Origin of the sequence: Streptococcus suis, assembly GCF_902702775.1 — a bacterium.
GTDB lineage: Bacteria > Bacillota > Bacilli > Lactobacillales > Streptococcaceae > Streptococcus > Streptococcus hashimotonensis.
Genome location: NZ_LR738724.1, coordinates 2158997 through 2170743, shown reverse-complemented (window position 1 = coordinate 2170743; position 11747 = coordinate 2158997). Strand labels below are relative to the sequence as shown.

Sequence of the window (11747 nt, the reverse complement as noted above, 5' to 3'; positions counted from 1 at the left end):
GATTTTATTGAAGGGAGGTGATTTACTTGTCAAATGAAACCATCATCATCACGTTTCTTTTGCCTTTGTTGGTTGGTATTCTAACAGCATTGTTTGAGTATTGGCTAAACAACCGCAACAAGTAAAGCCTTTCGGGGCAAAATAAAAACCCTCAACGTTCGGACCGTTGGGGGCTTTTTGTTTGGACTTACTTGTCAAAGTGAAATCCTTTCATCATCTTACCCCAAGTATAGCACCCCTTTATTCAGTTGTCAAATGGTTTAACGGCATTATGTTGCGTTTTACTGCCCTAGAATGCGAGAAACGTAGGATAGTATCAAAATAGACTGGCATTATACAGTATTTTACTTCCTTGGACGATGATAGTATCACGCGCTGACAAATTGCTAAAATATACAACCTTACAAAACCTTACTTTTTTCAGCTATTAACAAAAGCTAACATTTTTAATGCGGACAAATGAGGACTTTTTTCACTCGTAACAAATCGTAACTTTTTTCACTCCCCACAGCCCACCAGAACGCCCCTGAGTTAGATACTTTTACCTAGTCGAACGATGAAAGTAGCTAAAGAATTTCCAAATGTGACAACGTTGTCAGATTTGGGAAACACAGCCCTCTACCACATCGCTATGCAGTTCCGAATTCTTCAATGTTGAAGAATTTCCTTGCAGGGTAAATATACCAGAGGAGTGTTTGAACGTGCCTGGGAGGCTCCTAGGTGCGTGGGTTAGTCTTCGGGAAAAATGGAATTGTAGCCATCTTTTTTCATTTGTTCTAGCACGCCGTCAAGGTCAGCGACAGGCTCAAATAGTCCATCTTTTTGTATTGATTGACCAAAATATTTGTAGTCAGCCCCTATATGTAAGTCAGCAATCATGGAAGAAAATGCTTGAATCTGTTGGTCAGTTAGTAAAAGTGAATTTTCTAATACAAAGTTACCGAACGCATCTTTTACTTTTTCTTTTTCCTGTTTGTATGAGTGAGTAAATATTCTGCTAGTTCGAGGATTTGTGAGAACAAGTTCATCGTCATATTTTTTAGGGTTTGTTTCATACCCCAACAGATACCCAACACTTACCCCAAAATAGTCAGCAAGTGCCTGGGCTTTGTCTGGTTTGATTTGGCTCTCTCCGTTTTCCCAATTTTGTAAAGTTCTATAATGCACACCAATTTTTTTAGCTAACTCTTTCTGAGATAGCTTTTTTTCTTGCCTTAATTCTTTCAATCTATTCATAATTTCACGACCTTTCAAAAGCGATTATATACCATAATTTGAAAAAAGTACACTTTTTTTGTGTATTTTATCAAAAAATAGTTGACAAGAATAGAATTATTGTGTATCATTCAAATCAAGCACAATAAAATTGCGCATACACCCTCCACGACCTTTCACACTTTCAATCTATGGAGGGGGATTTTTCAAAGAAAGGAGAACGGCATGAGCAAACTCAAAGGCTACCGTGTCATGTTAGGGCTAACCCAGCAAGCTATGGCGGACAAGCTAGATATTTCTTTGCAGTCATACAACAACAAAGAAACAGGCAAGACTCCATTTAATGACAAGGAAAAAAGAGCACTCAAGACCATTGTCGCGGAAATTAAGCCAGACATCACCATTGACGAACTATTTTACAGCTAGAAAGGTAAGCAAGCAATGAGGAGAAACTACAGTAAAGTCATTGACGAGCTACGCAATGGCTACGGGCTGAATCTTGTGGCTATTGGTCAACGAATAGGAACAGACCCTAGGACAGTCGGCAAATGGTGGCAGGGGAAGAACATCCCTAGCCCAAAGAGCAGACAGAAGCTGAATAAACTTTATAGAGAGGTTAAACTGAACATGACAACACAGGTAAGTATTTTTGATGAAACAAACGACCGCAGTCGCTATTTACAAGTTATCCACACGGATAATTTTCACGGACACCCGCTAGATGTTTACGGTGATTTTGAAAATCCATTATTCATGGCTAGAGAAGTAGCTGAAATGATTGAGTATACAAAGACAAGTCAAGGTTACTATGATGTACAGGCGATGTTGAGGAAAGTAGACGACGATGAAAAAGTAAAATGTACACCTTTAGAAGGTACTACGAAAAATTTTCGTAGCGGGCAGACGATGTGGTTTTTAACCGAGTACGGACTATATGAAGTGCTTATGCGTTCAAGCAAACCAAAAGCTAAGGAATTCCGAAAAGCAGTCAAGCAAATCTTAAAAGAAATCCGAACACAAGGCTACTACATGCAGGGCGAACTCATTCAGGACCAACCGACAACTCAGTCCTTACCAGGTATCAGCGACTTAACTTATATCAAAAATAAGATAGCTGAGGTGCAGGAAATGGACAATCTAGCAGACATCACCGCAGGTCTTGAGCGAGTGGCTAAGCTAGTGTCAGTGATTGGAGGTTAGTCAATGGAATTAGTCTACATGGACGGACGGAAAGAGCCGTATACATTGAGTAGCATAGTGGCAGAATGTGCAGAGGTGCAACACCACACTGTTACACGTATAATCAGAAAAAATCTTGAACGCTTTGAACGTTTCGGAAAGGTTGGATTTAAAATCCAAGCTATGGAGAGTGGGCAACAGTCAAAAGATTATATTCTAAACGAACAACAAGCAACATTGCTAATCACGTTTTTAAAAAATACCGAGCAAGTCGCAAACTTTAAGGAAAACCTAGTCAAAGCATTCTTCGAGATGCGGGATGAGGTAGCAGCCTTTCGCTACCAGAGGGCACTGGAAAAGCCTAAGCGGAAAACTTTGCACGACAGCATAGAGAACTGGGAAGCGAGACCCAGACACGCGCACAGCACCGTTACGAATCTTTTGCTAAAGGGAACAACAGGTATGAACAAACGTCAGCTAGTGGCAAAACGTGGAGGTCTGACAGGCATTGACAGCCTAACCAGTCAAGAACTAATCAGATACCAGGCACTAGAAGACATGGCAATCGCTATGATTAACCTTGGCATGACTTACCAAGACATAAAGACAAATGGTATTCAGACCATTAAAAAACGCACCAGCAGGCGCGTGAGAACAAGAAAGGACAGTACAGAGTGAACACTAGCAGAATGAACGAGCGTATCACATTTTTTTCCAGAACTGCAGGGCAGAACGAAGATGGCGAAGTTGTAGACAGCATACGGACAGACGTATATTCCTGTTGGGCAGAGGTGTCAAGTTCGAGTGTCAGAGATTTCAAAACAGCATCAGGACTTGAAAGCGGGAAGGCTACCAAAACCTTTGGCATCCGTTACCATCCACATCCGCCGTTTGATAATTCTATGTACGTTGAACACCGTGGCACAGCCTACAAAATCATTGAACTAGAAACTGACCACGCAAACAGGGGCTACATTTTAGTGAAAACGACAGCTGCAGAATAATACACAACAAAAAAGGCTTAGCAATAACCACACCGCAGAGCCTTTCAACCAAGAACTAAAACACAAATTACAAGCAGGCAAGCCGTAAGGGTTTTAGTAAATGTTTTATAGCTAGATTATAGCATATCTAGGACACTTTGACCAGACAGATTAAAAAACGAGGTAAAAACACATGAAAGATAGTAGCAGAGATACGATAATCCATTTTGAAGCATCTAGCAATGAATATGCACCAGTAAAGGCTGCAATATCGGAAGAGCTGGAAGCTGTTATCAGCAAAGTATATCAGCTAGATCATGAAACAGGATGGACATTGCACTATCTAACCGGCATCATGCTGAAATACTTTCACGAGGATGTTGTTCGAGTTCCATATGGTGATTTGACAGCAATTGAACTTGCTTTAAATAGTTTCGTTTCAAGAATTGAACATACTAGGATGCTACTCTTGAAAGCTGGTTACGAGGATAATGTAGGGGCAGGTAATCCGATGTGGTATTTGAAACTAGCTTTACAAGATTTTGAGCATATGAAAAAATTGTCCAGAAAGGAAGCTAAGACATGCAAGAAATGACAATCGAAACAGCTTTGACCCTACTAGCGATTTTTACACCGCTGAACATGGTTCTATGGTTTGGCGTTGGTTTAGGCACTTTTCAGCTTGATATAGAGCCTAAAATCAAGACCGAGGGTAAAGATACCAGACCGCTGACAAATGCGAACTATGGGGCTTATATTCAATCACAGGGCAGATACTACAATTAGGAGGACAAACATGAACAAACTAGACCAGATACTTGAGGAAATCAAAGAAAAACGCCCAGCACTCTATGGGCTTATCATTGGCATCATAGAGAACAAAATACCTAAAGAGGAAGAAGAACGCTTTTTGACACTTTCCCAAGAAGAGAAAAAGCAATGGATCATTGACTGGATGAATCTGCTGGAGGTGCAAGCATGACAGAAAACCAACTACCACCACACCTATACAAAGTTTTCAAGCTACTACCGCTTGGAATGGAATTGCCTATCACGGGGACAGATATTGAACGGCTGACAGGCTTGGACATCCGAACCATTCGGGAGCATATACGCCAGCTTATAGTTGATTATGGTATTCCAGTATGTGGCGGACGTGATAACAAGCTAGGAGGCTACTATATCCCCCAGAATGAAGTGGAACGACTTGCAGGGGTGCTACCACTCCAAAAGCAATACGACCAGGAACACAAGCGTATACACGCGCTTTTGACTGCTGACTTAGAAGATTGGAGGAAGTACCGAGATGTTTAGCCTAAGCAGAGAGAGCGAGCAGGATCTAACTCACGGCTTGCTGGATATGGTTGGTAAGTACTTGGATGCGCGTGAGAAGGTCAAACCAAGGTTACTTGGGCTAATCACTGCCCAGCAGATAAAAGATGAGCTAGATGTCGAATACAAGACCCTGAAGCGTTGGGAGGATAACGGACTGAGACGATACCAACCACCGCTAGAGGATACTAGAAAAATCTTCTATAGGGTCAGTGATATTTTGATATTTTTGGGAGTGGACAATGGCAAAAACTAAGGTATATTTCTGGTTAAAGATTGATAAGAAATTCTTTGACAATATTTTTATCAAGAAATTAAAGACAACCCCTAATGGCTACGCAATGACAGTAATATACATGCGTCTTCTACTGGAAAGCCTTGACAGTGATTGTATCTTGTACTATGAGGGTTATTTTGATAACCTCAAAGATGAATTGGCATTGAAACTAGATGTTTCTGAAGAAGACATGGAAATGACCATAGAATATTTTACAAAATGTGGGCTGATTCAGATTGATGAAGACAAAAACGCAGAACTAACACAAGCCAAAGCAATGGTTATGAGTGAAACAAACTGGGCAAGTTACAAACGTGGACAACGACAAAATAAAGATAGTTTGGACAATGTCCAAAAATCTTTGACAAATTCCAACTCGTGTCCAACAGAGATAGAGTCAGAGATAGAATCAAAGATAGAGTCAAAAAAAGAGATAGAGATAGAATTAGAAGCAGAGTCAAAGTCAAAAAAAGAAAAAAACTATATCTTTGATTTTGACGAAGCATCACCATCATTTGTAAAAATGGCTTTGTCTAATACTGGTTATTCTGTTGATGTTATGAGTGATGAATTTCTGATAGATGCAACTGACGAAGAATTCATAGCAGGTTTAACATATTACTCTTTCAATCGTGAACCAGATACTTATGAAATAAACACCATAAAGAAAAGGTTGAACAAGTTCGATAGATTATTAGTTAAAGAGATATACAAACGAGCAGGGCTTCATGGAGCTGATTCGGTTGCTTATGTTACTACGTCTTTGCAGAATCTGGAAAAAGAGAATGTATACACCATTGAAGATTGGGAAAAATTCCAAAACCTATCTGTTGAGGAGGAGACCGAAGACCTAATCTAGCTTACACTCTCCTCTCCTCTCCTATCCTTACCTAACCTATGCGGACATTTGGTTGGCAATTGGTTGGCATTTGGTAAACCCCAGTATTATCAAGGGTTTAGTGGTATCAGGGGTATACATAGGTTACTATAGGACAAAAAGAAAAATAAAAAAATTAAGACATAAAATACATATATAAAATTAGTACAAAAACAAAAAAATAGTAAATGTATATAAGAAAACCCCTGTAACCCCCTGTACCCCTGTACCAAACCAGTAAAATCAAGGGTTTATCGGTATCAGGGGTCTGTGGCTACCCCTGTAAAAGTATCAGGGGTCTGACCAAAAATGGAGGAAAAAACATGGAAATCAAATTATTTTATGGGAAACACAAGCGGATTGTAAAAAAAATAAGTAAATGACAAAAAGAGGATATAGATATGACCGAACAAGATTTTTTTGAGCAAGCAGAAAAAGACATCGCAGAACTTGACCAACGAAGGGCTGAGTTTATGGCCATGGATTTTGAAGAACTGAACGAAGCAGACTATAAGAACTTTTTAGAAATCGGGAATCGTATTGCGGCTGAGGACGTGACTTTGAATGTTTACGAACTCTACAAACATCCAGATACTCGGGCGAAGTTCTTTGCTACAATCGCCAAAATTGCTTATCACGTCAATAATTTGTTTCAGACTGCAGACCGCATGGAAGCAATGATTGAAAATCTAGAACTACACTTCCAGAATACAGTCAAGAAACTGGTATATCAGACAGATAGTGACAAATTGGCAGAACTGTTGTTGGAAGTCAAGAAGGGCAACCCGAATATGACGGCAGAGCAGGAAAGCCAATTTATCCGAGATATTGCAGTCAGTGGACTATTAGCAATGCAGTAGGAGGCGACACCGTGACCGATGATGCCGAAATAATAAGGAAACTTTCCAAATTTATCAAACAACTAGGGAGAATAAAGACATGACATACAAAACATTTTCAGATACACCAAACACATTCACATTCAACTACACATTCAAAGACTTTGACACCGCACAAGTTGCAGGTCACGCGCTTATGGGCTATATGACAGGAACTTATGATCAGCCAGTTATTGAAGTCAGCTACCACAATGACGGACAGGGCGGAGTTCATAACCAATTAGCAGTTGAGTACGTGGAAGATGATGACCTTATTAAGGTATTCCAGCGTATTTGTGATAGTTTTAAGGACTACTACAACAATCCTGATGATTTAAACGAATACGAACAACAGCAAGCGACTGAACAAGAATACATCCGTAAGCGCGTGGAACAGTTCAAACAAACAGAGAGCTTTGATAGCTTACTGGAAAAAACAGCCAGATTAGAGCTGGAGTTTATGGAACTTGCTGACAGCGTACTAGATGATGACTATCCAGATATGGCAGTGAATGGCGTGCACAGCAACCTAGAGGTGGTAGATGACGAGGCTATGGCTTTACTGAAAAGTCTGGACACAGAGGGAGAGTTTAAAGCCTTGTGGCAATATGCCAGCCGTGATGAATAGTGAAGAGAGCCCCAGGGCTCTTTTCGTGCATATACAGAAAGTAACAATTAGAGGGGGTGGTACGATATTATGACCGACAAACTGAACAAACGACAAGAGACCTTTTTGGCTAACTTACTTTTGACTGGTAATGTGGCAAAAGCGTCTGAACTATCCAACATCACGCGCAAAACAGGTTACGAATATTTGAAGAGCGCAACCTTTAAGCGTGTTTATCGAGAACGCAGGAGCGAGCAACTGAAAGAAGCGACAGCTCTTTTACAAGTGGCAAGTATTAGGGCGGTCAAGGTGCTTACTGACATCATGGAAGATGAGACCGCTAGCCCTTACGCTAGGGTACAATCAGCCCAGACAATCCTAACAACAGCATACAAGGCAGTTGAGGCGGTGGAGATTGTTGAACAGTTGGAAGTATTGGAGGCCAAGTTATTAGATGAATAAGGCAATTAAAAGACGACTAGAAAAATTGAAAGAGCGAACAAATCAACAGGGAATAGGCCTTATTTTCATAACTCCCCTAGAGTCTGGAAATTATGAGGTTAAGCACCAAGATTATACTAAGGGTTTTACTGAAGTAAATTATACTTATCAATCAGAGGAAGAAGCGCACCGAGTGGCTAGTGACATTGCACGAGAAGGCAACTATATTCTATTTTTTGACTATGTGGAAGATGACGAATGAATAAATCAATAAAGAAACGACTGGAAAAGCTAGCAGGATACGCCGAGCAAGGGGATATTATCTTTTACCACTACAGAAAAACAAATGATACTGTTATTATTAAAGATGAATGGTATAACGGCGAATAGGATACAAAAAAAGCCAGCACGCTTGTACCGACTCTGTGAATAAAACTCTAAAACTATTATATCACACGGAGGGCGTTGACTTGAGCAAACAACTAGCAAAAAGAAAACTAAAGGAGTTTCCCCGCTGGTGCAGGGTGGTAGTTCTGCATCATGACATGATACAGGTAGATGAGAATTGGACCATAAAGCTGTTTGAGTTTGACCCTGAAGACTACAAGGGCAAGGTACACGGCTGGCAACGTGAGGCACCAAACGAGGTCAACGAGATTTTGAAAGCTATCAACGCGATAGCTAAACCAAGACATCGAGCTATACTTATCATGAGTTATATATCACCCGACAAGTTACGATCAGTAGAGCAGGCACAACAACTTGGGATAGCTGAAAGTACTTACTACTTGGCTAAAAATGAAGCTTTGCTAGAGTTCGCTGGTCAGTACCGTAGTGGCGAACTACTGCAGCACTTGGATAGTTAAGTTTGGGACCATTCGGAAATACCCCCATCTTTTTTTGAACGGGGGTGGGTTTGTTCGGGAATAAACAACGCCGCCCTCTTCCGTGCACGATTTTCCCTTTTTGAAATTTTTGAGCAATTAGCAACCACGCGCCGCAGTCTATTTCGCCAAAATGGTATTTTTGAACGGATACAGTAAAACACAGTAGGAAACAGTAGAAGCATGATATAATACACTTATCAGCAATCAAAAAAGCGTACCGAATGGATACGCTAGTCCTTGCCTGCTGAACTCATTATTTTTAGTCTATCATGCTATAAATGATAGGCTTTTTTTGTTCCCCTTTTTGTACACTTTCTAGGGAAATGTAACGCTGTATAAAGTTTACACTTTTTTTCAAAAATCCAGTAAAATCAACTGAAAAGGCGTGTAAAGCAACCAAATGCTAAAGCCAAGCATACCTTATCACAAAATGGTATAATGGAAGGTACAATGTTTGAAAGAGGAAGAAGATGAAATTACAAGAGGGAGTAGATCTTCATTTTATTGATACAGATCAGTTTACGACAAATCGTATACGTATTCGCTTTGCAGCTGAAATGAGTGAGGCTACCGTTGCTGGTCGTGTGTTAGTTGCAAATATTTTTGAAATGGGTAACCAAGAATTTCAGACTGCTCAGGCTGTTCGGAGAAGATTGGCAGAATTGTATGGTGCTCAGTTCTCGACCTCAGTTTCAAAACGTGGTAGGGTGCACTGTGTAGATGTGACAATTTCATATGTCAGTCCTCGTCACTTGCCAGAAAATGAGGATATTACAGTAGAGATTCTTGATTTTTTATACACGTGTATATTTAGACCACTGAAAAAGGGACGAGGATTTGATAGCCAGATTTTCGAGGTTGAAAAAACGAATTTAATCAATTTTCTTCAGTCAGAGATAGAAGATAATTTTTATCATGCAGATGTTGAAATGAGTAAGCTTTTTTATAAAGATCCCTCTCTTCAAATTCCACGCGTCGGTAGGCTTGATTTGGTTGAAAAAGAAACAGCAGAATCAACCTTTCAGATTTATCGGAATATGTTGCGTATGGATAAAATTGATATATTTGTCTTAGGGAAGGTTGACAGAGAGCAAGTCAAAAGAAAACTTGAAGATTTTGGTTTTACTTATAGAAATCCAAAATTAGAGTTAGAATATCATCAGGAATACTCAAACATAACGCAAGAAAAAATCGAGCGTAAACAGGCAAGGCAGTCCATTTTGGAATTGGCATATCATTTACAGGTGGTTTACAACGATGTAAACTATCCAGCTTTGATGGTATTTAATGGTCTACTAGGTGCTTTCTCCCATTCGAAATTATTTATGAATGTTCGTGAGAAAGAAAGTTTGGCCTATACAATTGGAAGTCAGGTCTCTATTTTTTCAGGAATGCTGAAGGTCTATGCTGGAATTAGCCGCGAAAATAGACTCAGGGTAATGAAGTTAATTAGTAAACAACTACTTGATTTAAAATGTGGTAAATTTACAGAAGAAGAATTAGAGTTGACAAAAAACATGTTGATTCATTCAGCAACCTTGGCTCAAGATAGGCAGAATAATTTGATAGAACAAGTATATAATCAAGTTACCTTAGGAAATAGAAATTTAAGTTGGCTAGATTGGATTGAGGCTATCAAATCTGTATCAATAGACGATGTCATTCGAGTAGGACAGATGATTAATTTACAGGCTGTTTACTTTATGGAGGGGACAGAAGAATGAAGTTAGTTGAGAAGAAGTATCCTTACATGAAAGAATCTGTCTTTTATGGGAAAGTTGACAATGGGTTGACAGTTGTTTTACTTCCTAAAGTAGATTTCCATGAGACATATGGAATTCTAACGACCAATTTTGGGGGTATTCATACTCGATTTACATTGGCTAATGGTAATAGTGTTGTCTATCCTGCAGGGATTGCACACTTTTTAGAACATAAGCTGTTTGAAACTGAGAATGAAGAGGATATTATGAATGAGTTTGCTAAATTGGGAGCAAGCGCAAATGCTTATACCAGTTTTAGACAGACTAGTTACTTATTTTCAACGACTCAGAAAGTATTGGAGTCTCTATCACTTTTACAATCTTTTGTTCGAGAACCGTATTTTACAGAAGACAATGTAGAAAGAGAACAGGGGATTATTGAACAAGAAATTGAGATGTATCAAGATGATGCAGATTATCGCTTGTTTACGGGAATTTTATCATCGCTTTATCCAGAAAGTCCTTTGGCCTATGATATAGCAGGGACAGTTGAATCAATTTCTGCAATTACTGCGGATGATTTACATGAGAATTTTGATGTGTTTTATCATCCAAGTAACATGAATTTATTCGTTATTGGTAATTTTGATTTAGAGGCAGTTTGGAAACAAATTTCAAGCTATCAAGTAGCTCAGATGGATAATCCAGCTCAGTCGTTTGAATTGGCAGGTGTCCAAAAGTTGCCGATACAGGAGCATCTCTCAGAACAATTTGAAGTATCTACCCCAAAATTGGCTGTTGGTTTACGGGGAAATGACGAGGTTGATAAGGAGACTATTCAGAAATATCGGCTCAGTTTACAATTTTTATTTGCCATGTTGTTTGGTTGGACTTCAAAACGATACCAACAGTTATACGAGCAGGGAAAAATTGATTCTTCTTTCCAGTTCCAATTAGAGGTTACACCTGAGTACCACTATTTGATTATCTCGGGAGATACTCAAGAACCCATTACGCTTTCTAGTATACTGATGAAAGCACTTAGGAAATTTGAGGATGATGCAGATGTGACAGAGGATCATTTACAATTGTTGAAAAACGAGATGTATGGAGATTTTATTCGTAGCTTAAATTCTCTTGAGTTTACAGCTAGTCACTTTGTTTCTCAGTATTCAGAATATGAAAATGTTTTTGATATACCTCAAATGATACAAAGTCTTCAGTTAGATGATATCAGGGAGGCAGGTCGTCGCTTTATTGATCATTGTGATATGACAGATTTCACGATTTTTCCAAAATAAGTGGGCGCAACCCGTCGAAATTTCTTTGGAATTTTGTTAGAATAGTATACTGTACATGATGAGCGAT

20 protein-coding genes are annotated in these 11747 nt (G+C 39.4%); 19 read left to right on the top strand and 1 reads right to left on the bottom strand.

Going from position 1 to position 11747, the window contains the following annotated elements:
• The first annotated feature begins 17 nt into the window (after positions 1 to 17).
• Positions 18 to 125: a type I toxin-antitoxin system Fst family toxin gene (locus tag GPW69_RS10970; RefSeq protein ID WP_363316190.1), complete on the top strand. Its 108-nt coding sequence runs from the start codon at positions 18 to 20 to the stop codon at positions 123 to 125.
• A 604-nt stretch (positions 126 to 729) separates the two neighbouring features.
• Here the strand turns inward: GPW69_RS10970 and GPW69_RS10755 are convergent.
• Entirely contained in the window at positions 730 to 1236 is a 507-nt protein-coding gene (locus tag GPW69_RS10755; protein WP_232051804.1) for a helix-turn-helix domain-containing protein, read from the bottom strand.
• 204 nt (positions 1237 to 1440) lie between these two features.
• Here GPW69_RS10755 and GPW69_RS10515 point away from each other — a divergent pair, with 204 nt between their 5' ends.
• The 18 genes from GPW69_RS10515 to yfmH all read left to right on the top strand — a co-directional run bounded on the left by GPW69_RS10515 (position 1441) and on the right by yfmH (position 11680).
• Positions 1441 to 1641 (top strand): helix-turn-helix transcriptional regulator, encoded by a 201-nt coding sequence (locus GPW69_RS10515; protein WP_074391302.1) that lies wholly within the window; start codon positions 1441 to 1443, stop codon positions 1639 to 1641.
• 15 nt (positions 1642 to 1656) lie between these two features.
• Entirely contained in the window at positions 1657 to 2415 is a 759-nt protein-coding gene (locus tag GPW69_RS10510; RefSeq protein ID WP_079848510.1) for a BRO family protein, read from the top strand.
• Positions 2416 to 2418: 3 nt separating this feature from the next.
• Positions 2419 to 3072 carry a Rha family transcriptional regulator gene (locus tag GPW69_RS10505; protein ID WP_141668696.1) on the top strand — a complete coding sequence of 218 codons (654 nt, stop codon included), beginning with the start codon at positions 2419 to 2421 and terminating at the stop codon, positions 3070 to 3072.
• Positions 3073 to 3083: 11 nt separating this feature from the next.
• On the top strand, positions 3084 to 3398 hold the full coding sequence (locus GPW69_RS10500) for a phage head closure protein (RefSeq protein WP_370695984.1): 315 nt from the start codon (positions 3084 to 3086) through the stop codon (positions 3396 to 3398).
• Positions 3399 to 3570: 172 nt separating this feature from the next.
• A complete protein-coding gene (locus GPW69_RS10495; RefSeq protein ID WP_074391300.1) occupies positions 3571 to 3972 on the top strand; it encodes a hypothetical protein in 402 nt (133 codons plus the stop codon).
• A complete protein-coding gene (locus GPW69_RS10490; protein ID WP_074391299.1) occupies positions 3960 to 4163 on the top strand; it encodes a hypothetical protein in 204 nt (67 codons plus the stop codon). The genes GPW69_RS10495 and GPW69_RS10490 overlap by 13 nt, the downstream gene beginning before the upstream one ends.
• A 10-nt stretch (positions 4164 to 4173) precedes the next feature.
• Positions 4174 to 4359 (top strand): hypothetical protein, encoded by a 186-nt coding sequence (locus GPW69_RS10485; RefSeq protein ID WP_074391298.1) that lies wholly within the window; start codon positions 4174 to 4176, stop codon positions 4357 to 4359.
• Positions 4356 to 4691 (top strand): hypothetical protein, encoded by a 336-nt coding sequence (locus tag GPW69_RS10480; RefSeq protein WP_074391297.1) that lies wholly within the window; start codon positions 4356 to 4358, stop codon positions 4689 to 4691. The genes GPW69_RS10485 and GPW69_RS10480 overlap by 4 nt, the downstream gene beginning before the upstream one ends.
• Complete coding sequence (locus GPW69_RS10475; RefSeq protein WP_074391296.1) at positions 4684 to 4965, top strand: transcriptional regulator; 282 nt, start codon at positions 4684 to 4686, stop codon at positions 4963 to 4965. The genes GPW69_RS10480 and GPW69_RS10475 overlap by 8 nt, the downstream gene beginning before the upstream one ends.
• Positions 4952 to 5845, top strand: a complete 894-nt coding sequence (locus GPW69_RS10470) for a phage replisome organizer N-terminal domain-containing protein (RefSeq protein ID WP_141668695.1) — start codon at positions 4952 to 4954, stop codon at positions 5843 to 5845. The genes GPW69_RS10475 and GPW69_RS10470 overlap by 14 nt, the downstream gene beginning before the upstream one ends.
• Positions 5846 to 6264: 419 nt before the next feature.
• Positions 6265 to 6723: a hypothetical protein gene (locus tag GPW69_RS10465; RefSeq protein ID WP_074391295.1), complete on the top strand. Its 459-nt coding sequence runs from the start codon at positions 6265 to 6267 to the stop codon at positions 6721 to 6723.
• 79 nt (positions 6724 to 6802) lie between these two features.
• Positions 6803 to 7369: a hypothetical protein gene (locus GPW69_RS10460; RefSeq protein ID WP_074391294.1), complete on the top strand. Its 567-nt coding sequence runs from the start codon at positions 6803 to 6805 to the stop codon at positions 7367 to 7369.
• A 69-nt stretch (positions 7370 to 7438) separates the two neighbouring features.
• Positions 7439 to 7810 carry a replication protein gene (locus GPW69_RS10455; protein ID WP_074391293.1) on the top strand — a complete coding sequence of 124 codons (372 nt, stop codon included), beginning with the start codon at positions 7439 to 7441 and terminating at the stop codon, positions 7808 to 7810.
• A complete protein-coding gene (locus GPW69_RS10450) occupies positions 7803 to 8051 on the top strand; it encodes a hypothetical protein (RefSeq protein WP_074391292.1) in 249 nt (82 codons plus the stop codon). The genes GPW69_RS10455 and GPW69_RS10450 overlap by 8 nt, the downstream gene beginning before the upstream one ends.
• A complete protein-coding gene (locus GPW69_RS10830) occupies positions 8048 to 8179 on the top strand; it encodes a hypothetical protein (protein WP_269472429.1) in 132 nt (43 codons plus the stop codon). The genes GPW69_RS10450 and GPW69_RS10830 overlap by 4 nt, the downstream gene beginning before the upstream one ends.
• A gap of 80 nt (positions 8180 to 8259) precedes the next feature.
• Positions 8260 to 8655, top strand: coding sequence for an ArpU family phage packaging/lysis transcriptional regulator (locus GPW69_RS10445; protein ID WP_074391291.1), 396 nt, complete (start codon positions 8260 to 8262; stop codon positions 8653 to 8655).
• 491 nt (positions 8656 to 9146) lie between these two features.
• The gene (gene yfmF, locus GPW69_RS10440) at positions 9147 to 10400 is read left to right on the top strand and encodes an EF-P 5-aminopentanol modification-associated protein YfmF (protein WP_014638852.1); all 1254 of its coding nucleotides are present in this window, start codon (positions 9147 to 9149) and stop codon (positions 10398 to 10400) included.
• On the top strand, positions 10397 to 11680 hold the full coding sequence (gene yfmH, locus GPW69_RS10435; RefSeq protein ID WP_074391290.1) for an EF-P 5-aminopentanol modification-associated protein YfmH: 1284 nt from the start codon (positions 10397 to 10399) through the stop codon (positions 11678 to 11680). The genes yfmF and yfmH overlap by 4 nt, the downstream gene beginning before the upstream one ends.
• Positions 11681 to 11747: the final 67 nt, after the last annotated feature.

Coding starts and splice junctions, on each gene's coding strand:
- GPW69_RS10755 (WP_232051804.1), bottom strand. CDS start 1,236: ATGAATAGATTGAAAGAATTAAGGCAAGAAAAAAAGCTATCTCAGAAA.
- GPW69_RS10515 (WP_074391302.1), top strand. CDS start 1,441: ATGAGCAAACTCAAAGGCTACCGTGTCATGTTAGGGCTAACCCAGCAA.
- GPW69_RS10510 (WP_079848510.1), top strand. CDS start 1,657: ATGAGGAGAAACTACAGTAAAGTCATTGACGAGCTACGCAATGGCTAC.
- GPW69_RS10505 (WP_141668696.1), top strand. CDS start 2,419: ATGGAATTAGTCTACATGGACGGACGGAAAGAGCCGTATACATTGAGT.
- GPW69_RS10500 (WP_370695984.1), top strand. CDS start 3,084: ATGAACGAGCGTATCACATTTTTTTCCAGAACTGCAGGGCAGAACGAA.
- GPW69_RS10495 (WP_074391300.1), top strand. CDS start 3,571: ATGAAAGATAGTAGCAGAGATACGATAATCCATTTTGAAGCATCTAGC.
- GPW69_RS10490 (WP_074391299.1), top strand. CDS start 3,960: ATGCAAGAAATGACAATCGAAACAGCTTTGACCCTACTAGCGATTTTT.
- GPW69_RS10485 (WP_074391298.1), top strand. CDS start 4,174: ATGAACAAACTAGACCAGATACTTGAGGAAATCAAAGAAAAACGCCCA.
- GPW69_RS10480 (WP_074391297.1), top strand. CDS start 4,356: ATGACAGAAAACCAACTACCACCACACCTATACAAAGTTTTCAAGCTA.
- GPW69_RS10475 (WP_074391296.1), top strand. CDS start 4,684: ATGTTTAGCCTAAGCAGAGAGAGCGAGCAGGATCTAACTCACGGCTTG.
- GPW69_RS10470 (WP_141668695.1), top strand. CDS start 4,952: ATGGCAAAAACTAAGGTATATTTCTGGTTAAAGATTGATAAGAAATTC.
- GPW69_RS10465 (WP_074391295.1), top strand. CDS start 6,265: ATGACCGAACAAGATTTTTTTGAGCAAGCAGAAAAAGACATCGCAGAA.
- GPW69_RS10460 (WP_074391294.1), top strand. CDS start 6,803: ATGACATACAAAACATTTTCAGATACACCAAACACATTCACATTCAAC.
- GPW69_RS10455 (WP_074391293.1), top strand. CDS start 7,439: ATGACCGACAAACTGAACAAACGACAAGAGACCTTTTTGGCTAACTTA.
- GPW69_RS10450 (WP_074391292.1), top strand. CDS start 7,803: ATGAATAAGGCAATTAAAAGACGACTAGAAAAATTGAAAGAGCGAACA.
- GPW69_RS10830 (WP_269472429.1), top strand. CDS start 8,048: ATGAATAAATCAATAAAGAAACGACTGGAAAAGCTAGCAGGATACGCC.
- yfmF (WP_014638852.1), top strand. CDS start 9,147: ATGAAATTACAAGAGGGAGTAGATCTTCATTTTATTGATACAGATCAG.
- yfmH (WP_074391290.1), top strand. CDS start 10,397: ATGAAGTTAGTTGAGAAGAAGTATCCTTACATGAAAGAATCTGTCTTT.